Source organism: Stenotrophomonas ginsengisoli (genome assembly GCF_001431485.1).
Taxonomy (GTDB): domain Bacteria; phylum Pseudomonadota; class Gammaproteobacteria; order Xanthomonadales; family Xanthomonadaceae; genus Stenotrophomonas; species Stenotrophomonas ginsengisoli.
The window spans coordinates 12588-31177 of the sequence record NZ_LDJM01000017.1 but is presented as its reverse complement, the minus strand read 5'-3'; the positions used below and the strand labels follow the sequence as shown (position 1 = coordinate 31177).

Genomic DNA, 18590 nt, shown 5'->3' with positions numbered 1-18590 from the left:
CCACGGCAGCGACAGGATGGTTACGGCTGGGCGGCAGCTGCCTCGGCAGCCGCCTTGCGCACCCGTGCGCGCCCGGCCTTGTTCGGATTCGGCGTCACCGGCGCATCGGCCGGCAGCACCGGCGCATCCTTGAGCGGGGACAGCTGCGGGTCCAGCGAAACCCGTTCGTCAAACACGAAGCAGCCACCGTCATAGTGGGCGCCGCCAACCTGCTCGAAATAAGCCAGGATGCCGCCGTCCAGCTGCAGCACGTTGTCCATGCCGTCATTGACCATCCACAGGGCCGCCTTCTCGCAACGGATGCCACCGGTGCAGAAGCTGACCACGGTCTTGTCCTTGAGCGATTCACGGTGCGGCTCCAGCGCCTCGGGCAGATCGGTGAACTTGTCGATGGCAAACGTCAGCGCGTCGGTGAAGGTGCCATGGGCCACTTCCTGCTGGTTGCGGGTGTCGAGCATGACCACCGGCCTGCCGGCATCGTCATGGCCCTGGGCCAGCCAGCGCGCCAGGGTCGGCGGCGACACACCCGGCGAACGCGGGTAGTCCAGTGGCTGGCCGTCGGCACGGCGGAAGCTGATGATTTCCTTCTTCAGCTTCACCTTCAGGCGTGCAAACGGCATGTGCTGGCTGTAGCTGCGCTTGATCACCATGCCGGCAAAACGCGGATCGGCCTGCAGCGGCGCGTAGAAGGCATCAATGCCCTCGGCGCTGCCGGCCAGGAACAGGTTCAAGCCTTCCGGGGAGACCAGCACCGTGCCCATCAGGCCATGGCCCTGGGCACGCTGGAACAACTGTTCACGAAGGGCCTGGAGGTCTTCTTCCAGGGGGACGAAATGATAGGCGGCGGTATTGACGATCATGCCGGCCATTGTAGCCAGCTGCGGCTGACTCAGCGCCACAGCAGCCAGGGCAGCCACAGCACGAAGCCGATGATCAGTGCCATCAGCAGCAGGCCCCCTAGCACCTGCAGTGGCGCCTGGCGCAGGTGCGCGCTGAAGCCCAGTGCAGGCTGCTGCGCCTGTTCGCTGCGCAGGCGCTGCGCCCGTGCCAGCTGGCTGGCCTCGATCACCTCCCGCGCCCGCGGGTAATCGGCGCTGTCACGCACCCAGATTGCCGGCGCGCTGAAGCCCAGCAGGCCGGCGGCCGTCTGGTACCAATCCACCTGCGCCTGGTCCAGGGCGGTGGTCACTTCGTCGAATTCATCGGCCTCGACGTGGCGCAATTTGAAAAGCAGGCGTGCCATGCCAAGCATGATAGCCGTAACGCTTGTTAACCTTGTCGGCCCGGCTGTACGCCGATAGATGCCTGACCACCATGGCCCTGATGCCCCGCTCCCTGTTCACCCTGCCGCTGCTGGCCGCCCTGGCCGCCTGCACCCCGGCGCCGCAGGCCCTGCCGCCCAGCGATCCGATCAGCCAGTTCCAGATCATCGACCAGCAGCCCGGCGACGGCGCCAGCGCCCAGCCCGGGCAGAAGGTCAGCGTGCACTACACCGGCTGGCTGTTCGATGCCGATGCCCCGCAGCAGCGCGGCGCCAAGTTCGACAGCTCGCTGGACCGTGGCCAGCCGTTCTCCTTCACCGTTGGTGCCGGCCAGGTGATCCGCGGCTGGGATGAAGGCGTGGCCGGTATGCAGATCGGTGCCACCCGTGTGCTGATGATCCCGCCGGACTACGGCTACGGCGAGCGCCGGGTCGGCCCGCTGTCGGCCAATGCCTCGCTGGTGTTCGAGGTGCAGCTGCTTGGCATCGAGTCACGTTGATGCCGGCATTGCGTACTGAAGTGGCGATCATCGGTGGCGGCCCGGCCGGGCTGATGGCCGCCGAGCGCCTGCTTGCCGCCGGCCACCAGGTGACCCTGTTCGAGGCCAAGGGCTCGCCCGGGCGCAAGTTCCTGATCGCCGGCAAGGGCGGCCTGAACCTGACCCATGCCGACACCCGCCCCTTGTTCGACAGCCGCTACCGCGAACGCGCGCAGGCCGTAGGCCAGTGGCTGGACGTGTTCGACGGCCCGGCCCTGCGCCAGTGGGCCAGCAGCTTCGGCATCGATACCTACATCGGCAGTTCGGGCCGGGTATTCCCCGAGGACCGCAAGGCCGCCCCGCTGCTGCGCGGCTGGGTCAGACGCCTGAAGGAACAGGGCCTGGCCCTGCGCGTGAACCATCGCTGGACCGGCTTTGACCCGGCCGGCCAGCTGTTGTTCGACACCCCGGAAGGCACGCTGCAGGCCAGCGCGCGGGCGGTGATCCTGGCCACCGGCGGGGCCAGCTGGCCCGAGCTGGGCAGCGACGGCCAATGGGTCGCCCCGCTGCGCGAGCAAGGCATTGCCGTGGCCGAGCTGGAGCCGGCCAACTGTGGTTTCGATGTGGACTGGAGCGAGCATTTCATCCAGCGCCAGGCCGGCGCGCCGATCAAGCCGGTGATCGCCCACTGGCGCGATGGCCACGACCAGGAGCACCAGCTGCAGGGCGAGTGCGTGGTCAGCCAGGCCGGCATCGAGGGCAGCCTGGTCTATGCCATTGGCGCGGACCTGCGCCAGGCCATCAACCGCGATGGCCACGCCGTGCTGGCCCTGGACCTGGTGCCCGGCCGCGACCTGCAGCGCCTGCGCACGGATCTGGCCAGCCCGCGCAAGGGCCGCAGCTTCAGTGAGCACCTGCGCCGCCAGGCCGGCATCGGCGGGGTCAAGGCGGCCCTGTTGTATGAAATCCTCGGCCGCAGCGCCGGCGATGACCTGGATGCGGTGGCCCACACCCTCAAGCGCCTGCCGCTGACCCTGCGCGCACCGCGCCCGATCGCCGAGGCGATCAGCTCGGCCGGCGGCGTACGCCTGGAGGAACTGGACCCGGCCCTGATGCTCAACAAGCGTCCCGGGGTGTTCTGCGCCGGGGAAATGCTGGACTGGGAAGCACCCACCGGCGGCTATCTGCTCACTGCCTGCTTCGCCTCCGGCGCGGTGGCCGCGGCCGGGGCCAGCCACTGGTTGCAGCAAGCGCCCTGATTGACCCGGCACTGCCGGCAACAAAAAAGCCCCCGCCTGCTGACGGGGGCTTTTTTTGCCAACAGGGGCAAGGCTCAGTGCAGACGGCTGTCGCGCAGGGCCTGGATACGTGCCGGCGGGTCGAACGAATCGGTCCGTGCCAGAGGCCAGTAGTCACGGAACACGCTGTGCTCGGGCTGTCCCTGGAGCAGCTCGCCCGGCTCCAGGAACCGGTACAGCGAGCCCAGCGAACGGATCTGGGTCGGCGACACCCGGCGCAGGATGTGCTCCGGGCCGAGCTGGTCGGTGTGGGTCAGGCCGGCAGCGCAAAGCAGCTCACCCAGCGCACGCATGGTATTGCGGTGGTAATTGAACACCCGCGCAGTCTTGTGGGTCGGGTCCAGGTTGCTCGAGCGCGCCCGGTCCTGGGTGGCAATACCGGTCGGGCACTTGTCGGTATGGCAGCTCAGGGCCTGGATGCAGCCCAGCGAGAACATGAAGGCCCGCCCGGCATTGCACCAGTCCGCGCCCATCGAGATGGTGCGCGCGATGTCAAAGGCGCTGGTGATCTTGCCGGCCGCACCGATGTGGATGTACTGGCGGATGTTCAGCCCGACCAGGGTGTTGTGCACCAGCATCAGCGCCTCGTTCATCGGCACGCCGACGTGGTCCATGAACTCCACCGGCGCCGCACCGGTACCACCTTCGGCACCGTCGACCACAATGTAGTCGGGCATCAGGCCGGTTTCCTGCATCGCCTTGGCGATGCCGAACCACTCCCAGGGATGGCCGATGGCCAGCTTGAAGCCCACCGGCTTGCCACCGGACAGCTCACGCAGGCGGGCCACGAACTGCAACAGCTCCACCGGGGTGGAGAAGGCCGAATGCCCCGGCGGGGACACGCAGTCCACGCCCATCGGCACACCGCGGGTCAGGGCAATTTCCTCGCTGACCTTGGCCGCCGGCAACACGCCGCCGTGACCGGGCTTGGCGCCCTGGGACAGCTTGATTTCAATCATCTTGACCTGGTCGCTGCAAGCATTTTCGATGAAGCGCTCTTCATTGAAATTGCCCTGCGCATCGCGGCAGCCGAAATAACCCGAACCGATTTCCCAGATCAGGTCACCACCGCGCTCGCGGTGATAGGGCGAAATGCTGCCCTCACCGGTGTCCTGGGCAAAATTGCCCAGCTTGGCACCACCATTGAGCGCACGCACCGCATTGGCCGACAGCGCGCCAAAGCTCATTGCCGAGATGTTGAACACACTGGCCGAATACGGCTGGGTACAGGCCGGGCCGCCGATAGTCACGCGGAAATCGGTGTTGTCGATCCGGGCCGGACGCATGGAGTGGTTGATCCACTCGTAATCGACCTGGTAGGCGCTGCGCAGGGTGCCGAAGGGCAGCACATCCATCTCGTTGCGCGAGCGGCGGTAGACCAGGCTGCGGTCCTGGCGCGAGAAAGGCACGTTCTCCAGATCGTTCTGGATGAAGTACTGGCGGATTTCCGGGCCGATGGATTCGAAGAAATAGCGGAAATGCACCAGCACCGGGTAATTGCGCCGCAGCGCGCTGCGGTTCTGCAATACGTCCACCGTACCGATGATGACCATCACCGCGAACAAGGCCGCGCCCCAGTACCAGACGGGCCACTTGAAGGCCAGCATCACAGACGCCGGGAACAACACGATGGCCAGCAGGTACGCCAGGTAACGATGCATGGGATGTCTCAAAAAATGAACGCGGGCAGTCTACAACCGCTCATCGACCAAATGGCGTGGCCAGACCGATTTGACGTCGTAAATCACGGTATTTGCATGCCCCATGGCATGGATCTGTTCAGCTGACAGCGCACGGTACTGCGCATGCGCCACTGCCAGCACGATAGCGTCATGGCCGCTGGACGGATCGGCAACCACCTGCACCCCTTCTTGCTGCAGCGCCAGCACCGGGTCTGCCCAGGGGTCACAGCAGGTCACTTGCGCACCGGCGCTGCTGAAACGACGCACCAGGTCCAACGCGCGACTGTTGCGCAGATCAGGACAGTCTTCCTTGAAGGTCGCCCCCAGTACCAGGATCCGGGCCCCGGCTATTGCCTTGCCACGTGATGCCAGCAATTGCTGCACCTTGCCGGCCACATGCGCCACCACCCGGTTGTTGACCGAACGGGCGGTATGGATCAGGTCAGGGTGGTAACCCACGCTCATGCTCTTGTGCAGCAGGTAGTACGGATCCACGCCAATGCAGTGCCCGCCGACCATGCCAGGCCGGAACGGCAGGAAATTCCACTTGCTGCCCGCCGCTTCCAGCACGTCCAGGGTATCGATGCCGAGCCGGTCGAAAATCAGGGCCAACTCATTGACCAGGGCGATATTGACGTCGCGCTGGATGTTTTCGATCACCTTGGCCGCCTCGGCCACCTTGATTGATGATGCCAGCCAGGTACCGGCAGTGATGATGCGCCTGTAGAGCGCATCCACCACCTGTGCCACTTCAGGGGTGGAGCCGGAGGTGACCTTGCAGATATCGGCCAAGCGCCGCGCATGATCACCCGGATTGATCCGCTCCGGGCTGTAGCCCACGTAGAAATCCTGATTGAACTGCAGGCCGCTACCGGCCTCCAGCAAGGGCACACACACCTCTTCGGTGGTGCCCGGATACACCGTGGATTCGAAGATCACCAGATCACCCGGGCGCAGCACACAGGTGAGCAAAGTGCAGGCCGAACGCAAAGGTTCAAGATCGGGTTGCTCATGTGCATCGATCGGAGTCGGCACGGTGACGATATAGGTATTGCAGGGCAACAAGGCAGCCGGATCATCGGCAAAATCCAGTTGCACCGCAGCAGCCAGGTCTTCGTCGCGGGTTTCCAAGGTGTGGTCATGGCCTGCACGCAGTTCGGCCACGCGCCGGGCATCGATATCAAAACCGACTACCGGCAATTGACGGCCGAAGGCCACTGCCAGCGGCAGGCCTACATACCCCAGGCCCACAATCCCGATCACCGGCCGGTCAGCCGCACTGATTGCAATCCCCATCACCCGCACCCATCCCGCAGTCACAACAAGGCAAGCCTGCACTGTAGCCCCAGCGCCCCCTGCCAGCCAGTCCACAACCTGTTTTGTGCGGATCAGGACAATAAAAAACCGCCTTGCGGCGGTTTTTGATCTGGTGCCCGGAGCCGGGATCGAACCGGCAAGGAGTTGCCCCCGGCGGATTTTAAGTCCGCTGCGTCTACCGATTTCGCCATCCGGGCAGACCGCCATAGGGTGCCTGAAAACAAGCGTTTGCGGAATACACCCGCGGCTCAGATAGCGCGGGAAAAACGCTGTTCGCCCTGTTTTCCATGCAGGTACGGGTCAAAGCACATGGCCAGCAGACGCAGCAGCGGCCGCCCCCAGTGCGTGGCACTAATCACCCCGTCCTTGACCTGGGCCAGACCGTCGGCCTGCAGTGCCTGCAAGCGCTGCAGGTCTTCGGCGAAATAATCGGCAAATGCCACGCCAGAGCGCTGCTCATAGGCCGCCATGTCCACCTGGCCGTGGCACATCAGGTCCTGCACCAGTGCCGCACGCAGCGTGTCATCGGCACTGAGCTCGATGCCACGCCACACCGGCAACCCACCGCCGGCCAGGGCTTCCTCCCAGGCCGGAAGATCGCGCGGATTCTGGCTGTAGGTGTTGTCGATATGGCTGATTGCACTGACACCCAGACCAATCAGGTCGGTCTGCGCGTGGGTGGTGTAGCCCATGAAGTTGCGGTGCAACTGCCCCTGCCGCTGGGCCTGGGCGAGCGGATCGTCCGGCAGGGCGAAGTGGTCCAGGCCGATGTACTGGTAACCGGCGGCGGTGAGCTTGTCCACGGCGATGCCGAGCAGGGCCAGCTTGTCCTCGGCACTGGGCAGATCGGCATCATCGATCTGGCGCTGGGCCCGGAACAGGTGCGGCAGGTGCGCATAACCATAGATGGCCAGCCGCTCCGGACGCTGCTCGAGCATTTCATCGACAGTCTGCGCAAATCCGGCCGCCGACTGCCGCGGCAGGCCATAGATCAGATCCAGGTTGACCGAACGCAGGCCGTACTGACGGCAGGCATTGATCACCGCCAGGGTCTGCTCCAGCGGCTGGATCCGGTTGATGGCCTCCTGCACGCAGGGGTCGATGTCCTGCACGCCCAGACTGGCGCGGTTGAAACCCATCGCCCCCAGTTCGGCCACCTGGGCCGGCGTGATCATGCGCGGATCCAGCTCGATGGAGATGTCGCGCCCGGGATCATCACTGAAACGGAACAAGCGGCGCAGCCCGCCCAGCAACTCACGCAACTGCGCCGGGCTCAGGAAGTTGGGGGTACCACCGCCGAAATGCAGCTGCACCACTTCCCGGCAGGGCCCGAACAGGGCCGCCATGCGCTCGGCCTCCTGCAGCAGTTGCGCCACATAGGCCGCACCACGGCTCAGGTCACGGGTGATGATGCGGTTGCAGCCACAGTAAAAGCAGGGACTGGTGCAGAACGGCACATGCACGTACAGCGACAGCGGCCGGCCACTGGCATTGCTGCGCGCCGCCGCTGCCTGCAGCTGCTGCTGGCCGAAACCATCGTGGAACTGCGGTGCGGTCGGATAGGAGGTATAGCGCGGACCCGGCCGGTCATGGCGGCGCAGCAGTTCGGCATCGAAGTTCCAGCCCAGACGGGCTGCCGGGGAGTGGTCGTTTTCCATAGTGCGCAAGATCGCACACTCCGCATTGGCCTGCGTTGATGCCGATCAATCCCGTACACGCCGGCCTTGCACCGACCCCATTGATCGCGATCAATGCCGGCCCCGCATCCAGCCCCTAGCCTAGGTCCGCTCGCTGCCCGTCCGGGCGACCTTGTCGTGAGGCCTTCATGTCCAAGCCCATCGATTCATCGCCAACCCGCCCACACCTGCGCACCGCCGGCCTGATCCTGTGGCCGGCCTTCGTGGCGGCCGCACTGGCCACCGGGGTCTTTTTCACCCTGATCGATCCACTGGCGCTGGCCGCCATCAGTTGGCCGGCGGTGGCCAGCAGCCGGATCACCGGCTACAGCCTGGGCTTTTTCATGTTCTGGGCAGTGGCCAGCCTGGCCAGTGCCATCACCTGGCTGATGCTGCGCCCCACCCCGCCACCGCCGGCCCGCATGGATGACGAGCAATGGGACTGACCCTGCCGCAACCGCCCTGCGCCACCACACCCGCACTGACACAACGCCTGCGCCGGCCGCTGGCGGCCCTGCTGCTGGCCGCGTTCTACGGCCTGCCCTGGCTGCTGATCCAGGGCCAGCCGGCGATCCTGCTCGATCTGGCCCAGCGCCGGGCCCTGCTGCTGGGCTGGCAGCTGGACACCGCCGCCCTGCCCGTCCTGCTCGCCCTGGGCGCCTGTGCCCTGAGCCTGCTGTACCTGCTTACCCATCTGGGCGGGCGTCTGTGGTGCGGCCTGGCCTGCCCGCAGTCCATCCTGGGCCGCGTGCACCAGCACTTGATGCGTGCCGGCAAACCCCTCGGCAACCTGCTCTGGGTCCTGCTCGCGATCTGGACCGGGATCAGCTTCATCGGCTACTTCACCCCGATCCGCAGCCTGTTGCCTCCAGCCGGCGACGGCTGGAATGCGTGGACCGTGTTCTGGGCAGCCTTCTATGCCCTGGCCACCTGGGCCAACATCCACTTCCTGCGCAGCCGCCTGTGCACCGAACTGTGCCCCTTCGCCCGTCTGCAGCCCTTCATTGGCGATGCGCACACCCCGCATGTGCGCTACCAGCTGCGCCGCGGTGAACCTCGTGGCCCGCGTGCGGCCGGCCTGCCGGGAATCCAGGCCCGCGGACGGGCCCTGCTCAACCGGACCACCGCCCAGGATTACGTGCTGCGTGCGGCCAATCCAGCCATCGCAGGCAGCTGGCCTCGCTTTGCCCCGGACCGACTGGGCGACTGCCTGGATTGCGGCGCCTGCCAACAGCAATGCCCCCTGCGGCTGGACGTGCGCAACGGATTTGATGCCAGCTGCCTGGATTGCGGCCGCTGCATCACCGCCTGTGATGACGCCCTGGCCCGGCACGGCCTGCCCGGCGGCCTGATCCTCCATCAGAGCCAGGCGGCCGCTGACGGCCTGCCTGTGCGTTACTGGCGGCGGCGCACCATGCTGGCCTGCGTGATGCTGGTCGCCAGTGCCGTGATCGCGCTGATCGTGCTGTAACACGTAGTGCAGCTGCATTACGCATCCACACACCGCCCCATGTCTGCCTGGCTTGCCCAAGGGACCACCCGGACCTGCAAAGCAGGCCACGACAAGCCCCAGGGGACAAACAGGCAATAAAAAACCCCGCTATGCGGGGCTTTTTATTGGAGGCCTGAGTCGGAATCGAACCGGCGTACACGGATTTGCAATCCGTTGCATAACCACTCTGCCATCAGGCCAACAAGCTGTTGCATCGGGCCAACGATGCCCATTGCGCACAAGACCCCGCGACACGGAACCTTGTTGAATCTGGAGCGGGAAACGAGACTCGAACTCGCGACCTCAACCTTGGCAAGGTTGCGCTCTACCAACTGAGCTATTCCCGCTTGGGATGCGAACATGATACCGAAATTTCACGTTCCACACCAGTATTTATCTGCCTGAATTTCATCCCCGAAGGGCTGATGATGCAGGCCCTGTCCACTGGAAGACAGGTCGGTCATGACATCGTGGAGCGGGAAACGAGACTCGAACTCGCGACCTCAACCTTGGCAAGGTTGCGCTCTACCAACTGAGCTATTCCCGCAGGGATGTCCCACCGTTTGGTATCCGGTGATGACCACGACCTTGCGGCCGCTGGAAACTGGAGCGGGAAACGAGACTCGAACTCGCGACCTCAACCTTGGCAAGGTTGCGCTCTACCAACTGAGCTATTCCCGCATTGATGCCCCACCGCTTGGTATCCGGTGGTGACTGCAGCCTTGCGGCTGCTGGAAAATTGGAGCGGGAAACGAGACTCGAACTCGCGACCTCAACCTTGGCAAGGTTGCGCTCTACCAACTGAGCTATTCCCGCAGATTTTCCTTCCCTCAGCGTTGCTTTCGCTTCACTGCCTGCAAGCACCTGTGAACAGGGCTTTGCAGACTGGAGCGGAAAACGAGACTCGAACTCGCGACCTCAACCTTGGCAAGGTTGCGCTCTACCAACTGAGCTATTCCCGCATGGGAGGCGAAATAATACACCACTTCACGCCTTCGTCAACAGTATTTATTGCTTGGATTTCACTTTTTCCCGGGCCGCCATCTCATCGGCCTTCAGGCTCGGCCAGGCAGCCCACAGGTACTGCAGGCCTGACCACAGGGTCAGCAATGCGGCAGCGGCCAACAGCCAGTCACCGAGGTGGAAGATCGGCTCACCCAGCCAGATATCGCGGGTCTGCTGCTGACCCGGGGTCACCGAGTACAGCAGGCACAACAGGGCGATCATCTGCACGGTGGTCTTGATCTTGCCGATCATGGCCACACCGACCTTGGCCCGCTGGCCCAGCTCGGCCATCCATTCACGCAAGGCCGACACCGCAATCTCCCGGCCGACGATCACTGCGGCCCAGAACGCCATCCACGGGGTCGGATGACCCTGCACGATCAAAAACAGCGCCACCGCCACCATCAGCTTGTCGGCGACCGGGTCCAGGAAAGCACCGAAGGCAGACTGCATGTTCCAGCGCCGGGCGATCCAGCCGTCCAGCCAGTCGGTGATCGCAGCCAGGCCAAATACTGCCGCACAGGCAAAGTTGGTCCACTTGTAGGGGAGGTAGAACACCAGCACCAGCACCGGAATCATCACGATGCGCAACAGGGTCAACCAGGTGGGGAGGGTCAAATTCATTACGTTACGTCGACTCATTCGTCGGAGGCACTTCCGACAATCCATGAAGATTAGCGTAGATACGCGCAGCAAGCGCAGCGCTGATGCCTTCAACCCGGGCAATTTCCGCCTGTCCGGCCGCCTTGAGCCCACCCAGGCCGCCGAAATGGCGCAGCAATGCGCCCCGCCGGCGCGGGCCGATTCCCTCGATGTCTTCCAGACGACTGGTGGCGCGGGCCTTCTGCCGGCGCGCGCGATGGCCGGTGATGGCAAAGCGGTGCGCCTCGTCACGCACCTGCTGGATGAACTGCAGGCCCGGGCTGGCCGCCCCCGGCCGCAGGCTGCTGCCATCGGGCAGGACCAGGGTCTCCTCGCCGGCGCGGCGCTGCGGCCCCTTGGCCACACCGACCAGGATCACGCCCTGCACGCCGAGTGCATCGAGCACCGACTGGGCCTGGGCCAGCTGCCCGGCGCCGCCGTCGATGAGCAGCACATCCGGCAACACCCCGTCCTCCTCCACCGACTTGCGGAAACGACGCTCCAGCGCCTGGTGCATGGCCGCGTAATCATCACCGGGCGTGATGCCGCTGATGTTGTAGCGCCGGTACTGGCTGCTGACCGGGCCATTGGCATCAAACACCACGCATGAGGCTACGGTGGCTTCGCCCATGGTGTGGCTGATGTCAAAACACTCCACCCGGTTGGCCGGGGCCGGCAACTGCAACAACGCCTGCAGGCCCTCGCTGCGCACACGCTGGGCACCCCGGCTGGACAGCTCCTGGGACAGCGCCGCCTGCGCATTGCGGCTGACCAGGGCGATGTAACCGGCACGTTCGTTGCGCACATTCCACTTCAGCTGCACCCGGCGCTCGGCCGCCTCGCTCAGTGCCGCCTCGATCAGCCCGGACTCCTCGATTTCACGGTCCAGCAGGATCTCTGCCGGCGCCGGCTGTTCGCTGTAGTACTGCGACACGAAGGCGGCCAGCACCTCTTCGGCGCTGTCCTGGCCGTTGGTGCGCGGGAAGAACGCACGCGTGCCCAGGTTGCGGCCATCGCGGAAGGACAACAGCATCACGCAGGCATTGGCGCCGTCCATCGCACAGGCCAGGGCATCCAGGTCCAGCGCCTGGCCATCGACGTACTGCCGGTTGTGCATGCTGCGCAGGGATTTGACCAGGTCACGCAGACGCGCGGCCTGCTCGAAATCCAGCGCATCACTGGCCACCTGCATCTGCTGGCCGAGCTCGTTGATCAGGGCATCGCTGCGCCCGTCCAGAAACATCGCCGCACGCCGTACCGCCTCGGTGTACTCCACATCACTGACGCGCTCCACGCAGGGCGCCGAACAGCGCCCGATCTGATGTTGCAGACAGGGCCGGGTGCGGTTGCGGAACACGCTGTCCTCGCAGCTGCGCAGGCCGAACAGCTTGTGCATCAGGTTCAAGGTCTCGCGCACCGCGGTGACGCCGGGATACGGGCCGAAGTAACGCCCGTTGTGGCTGCGCGGGCCACGGTGCAGGGCGATCCGCGGCCAGCGCTCGCGGGTCAGCAGCACATAGGGGTAACTCTTGTCATCGCGCAGGGCCACGTTGTAACGCGGGCCCAGGGATTTGATCAGCTGGTTTTCCAGCAGCAAGGCCTCGGCCTCGGTACGGGTGACCGTGACCTCCATCCGCGCCACCTGCGAGAGCATCACGCTGATGCGTGCGTTCTTCGGCGAGCCGTTGAAGTAGCTGCCCACACGCTTGCGCAGCGCGCGCGCCTTGCCCACATACAACAGGGTGTCATCGTCCGCATACATGCGGTACACCCCCGGGGCCGTACTCAATCCGGCCGCAAAGGCCTTGCCATCAAAACTGCTGTCAGCGGTACTGCCTGGACTCATTATCCGATCGGAACGTCGACACACTGGCCGGTGTGCGGATCGTACCGCAGTACCGCACAGGCCTCGGTATCGGCAATCCAGACCACACCCGAATCCACCGCCAGACCGGCCGCGCCGTACAGCGGGCGGGCCAGTTCCACAGTGCTGACCTGGCCATTGCCCAAACGGATGCGGCGCAGCTTGCCGTTGCCGGCATCGGCCACCCACAGCACCTGCGCCTCCTGGTCGGCGGCAATGGCCAGCGGGTACTGCAGCAGAGCCTGGCTGCGGTTGCCGTCGGCCAGACCGTGCTGCCACATGCCCTGCCCGGTCACGGTCTGCACCAGCTCGCCACGCAGCTGCATGCTGCGCACCGAGGAGCTCAGCGCATCACACACATACAGGGTCTTGTTGGCCACGGTCAGCGCGCAGGGCTGGGCAAAGGCGGCCATCTGGCCGCTGCCATCACGCAGCTCGACCGCCCCGGAGCCGGCCCGCCAGCTCAGCTGGCGCGTGCCCAGGTCATAGCTCCAGATGCGGTTGTCGCCGGTCATGGCCAGCAGCAACTGGTTGTCCATCAGGCTCACCGCGGCAGGTTGCAGCAGGGCACTGTCACCGGCCTGGGCCAGCACCATCTCGCGCGGCTCGCCCGCCTTGCCGGTGCCGATCAGGGTATCGACCTGGCCGCTGAGCAGGTTGATGCGGCGGATGCAGTGGTTGCCGGTATCGGCCACATACAGATGGCCGTGCCCCAGGGTCACCGATCGCGGGCGGTTGAAGGCCGCCACATCGCTGCTGCCGTCGGACCAGTCGGCGGTGCCCATGCCGAACTGACGCAGGATCCGCCCCTGATGGGTGCACTCCAGGATGCGGTGATGCCCGCAGTCGGCGATGTACAGGCGATCACGGGTGGCATGCAGGCCGGCCGGGTAGCGCAGCGTACGTTCCAGCGCGGCGCCTCCCAGCAGCTGCTGGGTCATCGGATTGACCGGCAGCGGCTTCACCCCCTGGCTGAGCTGGCTCAGTACCGGGTCCAGCGCCTGGCCCAGGCCAACCAGACGCTCGACCTCGCGGCTGCCGGCATCGATCATCACCAAGGTCGGCCAGCTTTCCACGCTGAAACGGCGCCAGGCCTGCCAGTCCAGATCCAGCAGCACCGGCGCCTGGATGCCGCACTGTGCCAGCATGGCCAACGAGTGCTGGCCGTCACGCTCGCAGTCAAAACGCGGCACCTGTACGACGACCAGCTGCACCCGCCCGGGATGACGCACCTGCCATTGCTGCAACTCCTGCAGCCGCTGCTGGCACCAGGCCGAAGCCGCATTGACAAAGGCCACCACCAACGGCCGGCCCTGGAAGTGCATCAGGGTGGCCGGCGGCGCATTGAGCCAGGTAGCCGATTCGGGCAGATCTTGCGAGAGCTGGGTAGCGTTCATTCCCCGATTATGCCCAAAGGCAATTATCGTGCCACCCGTTGGCAGGTGACCCGGGCGGCGGCGCTCACCAGGGACCAGACCTGCCCGAAGTCGGCATCGCTGCCGTAATAGGGGTCAGGCAGCTGCGCGCCCTGTCCCTGCCCGGCCCATTCCAGCCAAAGCACGGCGCGGCTTTCCAGCCCCGGAGGAGCCAGTGCGCGGGCGGCGGCGAGGTTGTCGGCATCGGCGCACAGCAGCCAGTCGAAGTCGAAAAAATCCTGCGCCGACAATTGCCGCGCACGCTGCGCGCCGATGTCCACGCCGTGACGCAGCGCACAGGCCTGCGCACGCGCATCCGGTGCCTGGCCGGCATGCCAGCTGCCGGTACCGGCCGAATCCACCCGCACCTGCGATGCCAGCCCGGCTACGGCCAAGGCCGCGCGCAACGCGCCTTCGCCCAGCGGGGAGCGGCAGATGTTGCCCAGGCAGACCACCAGCAGCGCGGTCACTGTGCGGCCAGCCAGGCGTTGGCCCGCGCCAGGTCCTCGGCCGTGTCAATGCCGGGCGGGAAGGGGGCCGGGCTCAAGCCCACCGCAATGGCATGGCCTGCCTCCAGCACCCGCAGCTGCTCCAGCGATTCAATCTGCTCCAGACGCCCGGCCGGCATCGCCGCGAACTGGCGCAGGAAACCGGCACGGTAGGCATAGATGCCGATATGGCGCAGCCAGTGCTGACCTTGCGGCAACACAGTGCGGTCAACAGCAAAGGCATCACGCGGCCACGGCAGCGGTGCACGCGAGAAATACAGCGCCCGCCCCTGCGCATCACGCACGACCTTGACCACGTTGGGATCAAACAGATCGGCGGCCGTGCTCACCGGGGTGGCCAGGGTCGCCATCGGCGTGGCCTGCTCCACCAGGGCCGCGGCCACGGCGCGGATACCGGCAGCCGGGGCGAACGGTTCATCGCCCTGCAGGTTGACCACGATGGTGTCATCACGCCAACCGGCGATGGCTGCACATTCGGCCAGACGGTCGGTACCCGATGCATGCGTGGCCGCGGTCATCGCCACCTGGATGCCCTCCACCCCGTCCAGGGCCTGGGCAATGCGCACATCATCGGTGGCCACCCAGGCTTGGCGGGCGCCGGCGGCCAGCGCGCGGCGCGCCACATGTACCACCATCGGCTCGCCGCCGATCAACCCCAGCGGCTTGCCGGGCAGGCGCGATGAGCTGAAACGGGCGGGAATGGCAACGACAAAATCCGGGGCAGACATGATCACAGGCTCGACAGGAAAACAGACGGCCTAGTGTGCCCCAGACCCGCACTCAACGTGGGCGCAGCTGTTCCAGCCGGTCCAGCAGGCCAACCCAGAATGCCTCGGGCAGCTCGGCCAGCAGGGGCACGCTGAACTGTCCGGGCTGGGCGAAGCCGGCGCACTTCACCGCATCCTTTTCGGTCATCAGCAACGGCAGGCGGCTGGCAAACTCGAAATCGGCCGGCACGAACTCATGGTGGTCGGCAAAGGCATGCGGCACCACCGCCACATGGCGCTGGCGCAGCATCTGGAAAAACCGCTCCGGGTGGGCGATACCGGCCACCGCATGCACACGCTGGCCTTCAAAGCTGGCCAGGCTGCGCTCGCGCCCGCCCACCAGGGGCAAGGCCTGGTTGATGTCCAGACGCATCGGCCAATGACCAAAACCCACATCCTCGGCACGTCCGTCCACGCCCAGGTTGACGACGCGGAAATCGCAGGCGGCCGCGCGCTGCACCGGCTCACGCAGCGGCCCGGCCGGAATCAGGCGCCCGTTGCCGTAACGCCGCTGGGCATCGACCACTTCGATCTCGATATCGCGCGCCAGACGATAGTGCTGCAGGCCGTCATCACTGATCACCACATCACAGCCGGCCTGGATCAGGGCCCGTGCCGCGGCCACGCGGTCGGCATCCACCCGCACCGGCACCCCGGTCTTGCGTGCAATCAGCACCGGCTCGTCGCCCCCCAGGCTGGCCGGCGTGTCTGCCTCGATCCAACGCGGGCTGCCGGCCTGCTCGCGGCCATAACCACGGCTGGCCACACCCGGCTTGTAGCCGGCACTGCGCAGGCGCTGGACCAGGGCAATGGTCAACGGGGTCTTGCCGGTGCCCCCGGCGGTGATGTTGCCCACCACCACCACGGGCACCTCGACCCGCTGGCTGCGCAGCCAGCCGCGCCGGTACAGGCCGCGACGCAGTGCGCCCACGCCTTCGTACAGCGGCGCCAGGGCCGCAGCCCACAACGGCACCAGCGCTTCGGCGTCGTACCAGTAATCAGGGGTCTGTGCGCCCATCAGGTCTTACCTTTCGCGGAACTGCATGCGGTACAGATGCTCGTACAGGCCACCAGTGGCCAGCAGCTGGGCATGGGTACCGCGTTCGACAATGCGGCCGTGATCCATCACCAGCACCTGGTCGGCATGTTCGATGGTGGACAGGCGATGCGCGATCACCAGGGTGGTGCGGTCGGGCATCAGGGTTTCCAGCGCCTCCTGCACCAGACGCTCCGATTCGTTGTCCAGCGCGGCGGTGGCCTCGTCCAGGATCAGGATCGGCGCGTCCTTGAGCATCGCCCTGGCAATGGCCAGGCGTTGGCGCTGGCCACCGGACAGGCGGCCGCCCTTGGCCCCGACCGGCTCGTCCAGGCCATGCGGCATCTGCGCGACAAATTCGCGCGCATTGGCCCCGACAATGGCCTGCTGCAACTGCTCGTCGCTGCGCTCGCGCAGTTCGCCATAGGCCACGTTCTGGGCAATGCTGCCATCAAACAGCATCACCTGCTGGCCGACCATGGCAATCTGCCGGCGCAGATCGGCCAGGCGGTAATCCTGCAACGGATGGCCATCGAGCAGGATCTGCCCGCCCTGGGCCTCGTAGAAGCGCGGAATCAGCTTGATCAGGGTCGACTTGCCACTGCCCGAACGCCCGACAATTGCGGTGACCGTACCGGGGCGGGCAATGAAGCTGACATCGGCCAGGGCCGGCTTGGTCTGCCCTTCATAGGTAGCGGTGACGCCGCGGAACTCCAGCTCGCCGCGGCTGCGCTGCAGCGCACGGTTGCCGCTGTCCGGCTCGTCGGCGGCATCGAGCACGTTGAACAGACGCTGCGCCGAGGCAATCCCGCGCTGGGTCATGTTCTGCACATTGGTCAGCTGCTTCAGGGCCGGAATGATGGCCATCATTGCCATCATCAGGCCGACAAAATCACCCACGCTCAAGCGCCCGGCAGCCGCCTCGTGGCTGGCAATCAGCAACAGCGCAGCCAGGCCAACCGAGCCGATCAGCTGCACCATGGCCGAGGAAATGCTGCGCGTGGCCTCCACCTTCACCGCCAGGCGCAGGTGCACATTGGCCTGGCCCTGGTAGCGCTGCAGCTCGCCCTGCTGGGCACCGTAGATCTTGACGTCCTGGTTGGCCGACAGGGTCTGCTCGGCCGACTGCATCAGTTCGGCACTGCTTTCCTGGATGCGGTGGCTGATCTTGCGGTAGCGCTTGGCCACCTTGCTCATCACCCAGGCCAGCGGCGGTGCCAGCACGAAGATGGCCAGGGTCACCTGCCAGCTGTACCACAGCATCACCAGCAAGGCGCCCAGCGCCTGCATGGACTGCTGCAGCACCACCTTCATCGCATCCACGGCAGCCTGGGCCACCTGGTCGGCATCCGACCCCAGGCGCACCAGCATCGACGGCACCGGTTCGGCGTCAAAGCGCTGGCCGGGCAGGCGCATGTACTTGTCCAGCACCTTGACCCGCAGGTCACGGGCAATGCTGCGCGCCGCCTTGCCCATGCCGATGTCGGTCAGGTAACCGGCCACCCCGCGCAGCAGGAACAGGCCGATGATCGCCGCCGGCATCCACAGGTTGATGTCCTTCGGATTGACCAGGCTGTTGGTCACCGGGCTCATCATGGCCAGAAAATAGCTGCCGGCACCGGCCTCGATCAGCAGGCCCAGCACCGCCATGCCCAGCAGCAAGCGGTAGGGCTTGGCGAAGCCGAGCAAGCGGCGGTAAACCTGCCAGGCAGTTGCCTCGGGTTTCATTGCGCGGCATCCGGAGCGGTGGCAATGGCAATCCGGCGGAAGCCGAGCTGGCCCAGCGCATCCTGCGCCGTCACCACTGCCTGGTAGGGGGTGCGTGCATCGGCACGCAGCAACACGGTCTGCTGGCGGTCATCACCGGCCGCTTCGGCCAGAGCGTGCTTGAGCGATTCGATATCGGTGCGCAGCACTTCCTGGTCGTTGACGAAGTAACGGCCATCGGCATTGACCAGCACCCCCAGACCACGCAGCGGCTCGCTGGCCGGTTGCTCGCTGGCCTTGGGCAGCTCCAGCTGGATGGTCGAGCGCACGTCGAAGGTGGTGGTGACCACGAAGAAGATGATCAGCACCAGGATCACGTCGATCAGCGGCACCAGATCAATCTGGGTGTCATCGTGCTGGCTGTTGTCACCGATACGCAT

Annotated in this window: 17 protein-coding genes and 7 tRNA genes; 4 read left to right on the top strand and 20 right to left on the bottom strand. The window is 65.8% G+C overall.

All coding sequences use genetic code 11. The annotated features are described in order from the left end of the window. Positions 1 to 20: 20 nt before the first annotated feature. Together ABB30_RS07020 and ABB30_RS07015 are read right to left on the bottom strand one after the other, a co-directional pair. Positions 21 to 860, bottom strand: a complete 840-nt coding sequence (locus ABB30_RS07020) for a sulfurtransferase (protein ID WP_083489748.1) — start codon at positions 858 to 860, stop codon at positions 21 to 23. 29 nt (positions 861 to 889) lie between these two features. Then, the gene (locus ABB30_RS07015) at positions 890 to 1243 is read right to left on the bottom strand and encodes a DUF6164 family protein (protein WP_057637596.1); all 354 of its coding nucleotides are present in this window, start codon (positions 1241 to 1243) and stop codon (positions 890 to 892) included. Between the two features lie 71 nt (positions 1244 to 1314). On the opposite strand from ABB30_RS07015, the gene ABB30_RS07010 reads away from it, so the two are divergent. Together ABB30_RS07010 and ABB30_RS07005 are read left to right on the top strand one after the other, a co-directional pair. Beyond that, positions 1315 to 1761, top strand: a complete 447-nt coding sequence (locus tag ABB30_RS07010; RefSeq protein ID WP_152980621.1) for an FKBP-type peptidyl-prolyl cis-trans isomerase — start codon at positions 1315 to 1317, stop codon at positions 1759 to 1761. Continuing rightward, positions 1761 to 2999: a TIGR03862 family flavoprotein gene (locus tag ABB30_RS07005; RefSeq protein ID WP_057637595.1), complete on the top strand. Its 1239-nt coding sequence runs from the start codon at positions 1761 to 1763 to the stop codon at positions 2997 to 2999. The genes ABB30_RS07010 and ABB30_RS07005 overlap by 1 nt, the downstream gene beginning before the upstream one ends. Before the next feature lie 74 nt (positions 3000 to 3073). Here ABB30_RS07005 and ABB30_RS07000 read toward each other — a convergent pair whose 3' ends face one another. The 4 genes from ABB30_RS07000 to hemN all read right to left on the bottom strand — a co-directional run bounded on the left by ABB30_RS07000 (position 3074) and on the right by hemN (position 7695). Further along, the gene (locus ABB30_RS07000; protein WP_057637594.1) at positions 3074 to 4699 is read right to left on the bottom strand and encodes an FMN-binding glutamate synthase family protein; all 1626 of its coding nucleotides are present in this window, start codon (positions 4697 to 4699) and stop codon (positions 3074 to 3076) included. A gap of 30 nt (positions 4700 to 4729) precedes the next feature. Then, complete coding sequence (locus ABB30_RS06995) at positions 4730 to 6016, bottom strand: nucleotide sugar dehydrogenase (RefSeq protein WP_057637593.1); 1287 nt, start codon at positions 6014 to 6016, stop codon at positions 4730 to 4732. Positions 6017 to 6147: 131 nt separating this feature from the next. Beyond that, a tRNA-Leu gene (locus ABB30_RS06990) sits at positions 6148 to 6234 on the bottom strand. A 51-nt stretch (positions 6235 to 6285) separates the two neighbouring features. After that, a complete protein-coding gene (gene hemN / locus ABB30_RS06985) occupies positions 6286 to 7695 on the bottom strand; it encodes an oxygen-independent coproporphyrinogen III oxidase (RefSeq protein ID WP_057637592.1) in 1410 nt (469 codons plus the stop codon). Positions 7696 to 7862: 167 nt separating this feature from the next. Between hemN and ABB30_RS06980 the strand changes: the two genes are divergently transcribed. Both ABB30_RS06980 and ABB30_RS06975 read left to right on the top strand, forming a co-directional pair. Further along, positions 7863 to 8159 (top strand): hypothetical protein, encoded by a 297-nt coding sequence (locus tag ABB30_RS06980; RefSeq protein ID WP_057637591.1) that lies wholly within the window; start codon positions 7863 to 7865, stop codon positions 8157 to 8159. Beyond that, the gene (locus tag ABB30_RS06975) at positions 8150 to 9184 is read left to right on the top strand and encodes a 4Fe-4S dicluster domain-containing protein (RefSeq protein ID WP_057637590.1); all 1035 of its coding nucleotides are present in this window, start codon (positions 8150 to 8152) and stop codon (positions 9182 to 9184) included. The genes ABB30_RS06980 and ABB30_RS06975 overlap by 10 nt, the downstream gene beginning before the upstream one ends. A 147-nt stretch (positions 9185 to 9331) precedes the next feature. Here ABB30_RS06975 and ABB30_RS06970 read toward each other — a convergent pair. The 14 genes from ABB30_RS06970 to ABB30_RS06905 form a co-directional block, all read right to left on the bottom strand. Next, positions 9332 to 9405: transfer RNA gene (locus tag ABB30_RS06970), tRNA-Cys, on the bottom strand. A gap of 71 nt (positions 9406 to 9476) precedes the next feature. Then, positions 9477 to 9552: transfer RNA gene (locus ABB30_RS06965), tRNA-Gly, on the bottom strand. A 124-nt stretch (positions 9553 to 9676) separates the two neighbouring features. Next, positions 9677 to 9752 (bottom strand) — tRNA-Gly (locus ABB30_RS06960). A gap of 58 nt (positions 9753 to 9810) precedes the next feature. Next, a tRNA-Gly gene (locus ABB30_RS06955) sits at positions 9811 to 9886 on the bottom strand. 59 nt (positions 9887 to 9945) lie between these two features. Further along, positions 9946 to 10021, bottom strand: a tRNA-Gly gene (locus ABB30_RS06950). Between the two features lie 70 nt (positions 10022 to 10091). Then, a tRNA-Gly gene (locus ABB30_RS06945) sits at positions 10092 to 10167 on the bottom strand. A gap of 46 nt (positions 10168 to 10213) precedes the next feature. Beyond that, a complete protein-coding gene (gene pgsA / locus ABB30_RS06940) occupies positions 10214 to 10834 on the bottom strand; it encodes a CDP-diacylglycerol--glycerol-3-phosphate 3-phosphatidyltransferase (protein WP_057637589.1) in 621 nt (206 codons plus the stop codon). A gap of 4 nt (positions 10835 to 10838) precedes the next feature. Further along, complete coding sequence (gene uvrC, locus ABB30_RS06935) at positions 10839 to 12698, bottom strand: excinuclease ABC subunit UvrC (RefSeq protein ID WP_057637588.1); 1860 nt, start codon at positions 12696 to 12698, stop codon at positions 10839 to 10841. Then, positions 12698 to 14113, bottom strand: a complete 1416-nt coding sequence (locus ABB30_RS06930; protein ID WP_057637587.1) for an outer membrane protein assembly factor BamB family protein — start codon at positions 14111 to 14113, stop codon at positions 12698 to 12700. The genes uvrC and ABB30_RS06930 overlap by 1 nt, the downstream gene beginning before the upstream one ends. Before the next feature lie 23 nt (positions 14114 to 14136). Further along, positions 14137 to 14601 (bottom strand): low molecular weight protein-tyrosine-phosphatase, encoded by a 465-nt coding sequence (locus tag ABB30_RS06925; RefSeq protein WP_484600287.1) that lies wholly within the window; start codon positions 14599 to 14601, stop codon positions 14137 to 14139. Continuing rightward, complete coding sequence (gene kdsB, locus ABB30_RS06920; RefSeq protein ID WP_057637629.1) at positions 14598 to 15368, bottom strand: 3-deoxy-manno-octulosonate cytidylyltransferase; 771 nt, start codon at positions 15366 to 15368, stop codon at positions 14598 to 14600. The genes ABB30_RS06925 and kdsB overlap by 4 nt, the downstream gene beginning before the upstream one ends. A gap of 52 nt (positions 15369 to 15420) precedes the next feature. After that, a complete protein-coding gene (gene lpxK, locus ABB30_RS06915; RefSeq protein WP_057637586.1) occupies positions 15421 to 16425 on the bottom strand; it encodes a tetraacyldisaccharide 4'-kinase in 1005 nt (334 codons plus the stop codon). Positions 16426 to 16431: 6 nt separating this feature from the next. Further along, positions 16432 to 18171, bottom strand: a complete 1740-nt coding sequence (gene msbA / locus ABB30_RS06910) for a lipid A export permease/ATP-binding protein MsbA (protein WP_057637585.1) — start codon at positions 18169 to 18171, stop codon at positions 16432 to 16434. Then, entirely contained in the window at positions 18168 to 18590 is a 423-nt protein-coding gene (locus tag ABB30_RS06905; RefSeq protein WP_057637584.1) for an ExbD/TolR family protein, read from the bottom strand. The genes msbA and ABB30_RS06905 overlap by 4 nt, the downstream gene beginning before the upstream one ends.

What these genes read in the sequence shown, in the direction of transcription:
- ABB30_RS07020 (WP_083489748.1), bottom strand. Translation starts at nt 860, where the DNA reads ATGATCGTCAATACCGCCGCCTATCATTTCGTCCCCCTGGAAGAAGAC.
- ABB30_RS07015 (WP_057637596.1), bottom strand. Translation starts at nt 1,243, where the DNA reads ATGGCACGCCTGCTTTTCAAATTGCGCCACGTCGAGGCCGATGAATTC.
- ABB30_RS07010 (WP_152980621.1), top strand. Translation starts at nt 1,315, where the DNA reads ATGGCCCTGATGCCCCGCTCCCTGTTCACCCTGCCGCTGCTGGCCGCC.
- ABB30_RS07005 (WP_057637595.1), top strand. Translation starts at nt 1,761, where the DNA reads ATGCCGGCATTGCGTACTGAAGTGGCGATCATCGGTGGCGGCCCGGCC.
- ABB30_RS07000 (WP_057637594.1), bottom strand. Translation starts at nt 4,699, where the DNA reads ATGCATCGTTACCTGGCGTACCTGCTGGCCATCGTGTTGTTCCCGGCG.
- ABB30_RS06995 (WP_057637593.1), bottom strand. Translation starts at nt 6,016, where the DNA reads ATGGGGATTGCAATCAGTGCGGCTGACCGGCCGGTGATCGGGATTGTG.
- hemN (WP_057637592.1), bottom strand. Translation starts at nt 7,695, where the DNA reads ATGGAAAACGACCACTCCCCGGCAGCCCGTCTGGGCTGGAACTTCGAT.
- ABB30_RS06980 (WP_057637591.1), top strand. Translation starts at nt 7,863, where the DNA reads ATGTCCAAGCCCATCGATTCATCGCCAACCCGCCCACACCTGCGCACC.
- ABB30_RS06975 (WP_057637590.1), top strand. Translation starts at nt 8,150, where the DNA reads ATGGGACTGACCCTGCCGCAACCGCCCTGCGCCACCACACCCGCACTG.
- pgsA (WP_057637589.1), bottom strand. Translation starts at nt 10,834, where the DNA reads ATGAATTTGACCCTCCCCACCTGGTTGACCCTGTTGCGCATCGTGATG.
- uvrC (WP_057637588.1), bottom strand. Translation starts at nt 12,698, where the DNA reads ATGAGTCCAGGCAGTACCGCTGACAGCAGTTTTGATGGCAAGGCCTTT.
- ABB30_RS06930 (WP_057637587.1), bottom strand. Translation starts at nt 14,113, where the DNA reads ATGAACGCTACCCAGCTCTCGCAAGATCTGCCCGAATCGGCTACCTGG.
- kdsB (WP_057637629.1), bottom strand. Translation starts at nt 15,368, where the DNA reads ATGTCTGCCCCGGATTTTGTCGTTGCCATTCCCGCCCGTTTCAGCTCA.
- lpxK (WP_057637586.1), bottom strand. Translation starts at nt 16,425, where the DNA reads ATGGGCGCACAGACCCCTGATTACTGGTACGACGCCGAAGCGCTGGTG.
- msbA (WP_057637585.1), bottom strand. Translation starts at nt 18,171, where the DNA reads ATGAAACCCGAGGCAACTGCCTGGCAGGTTTACCGCCGCTTGCTCGGC.
- ABB30_RS06905 (WP_057637584.1), bottom strand. Translation starts at nt 18,590, where the DNA reads ATGCGTATCGGTGACAACAGCCAGCACGATGACACCCAGATTGATCTG.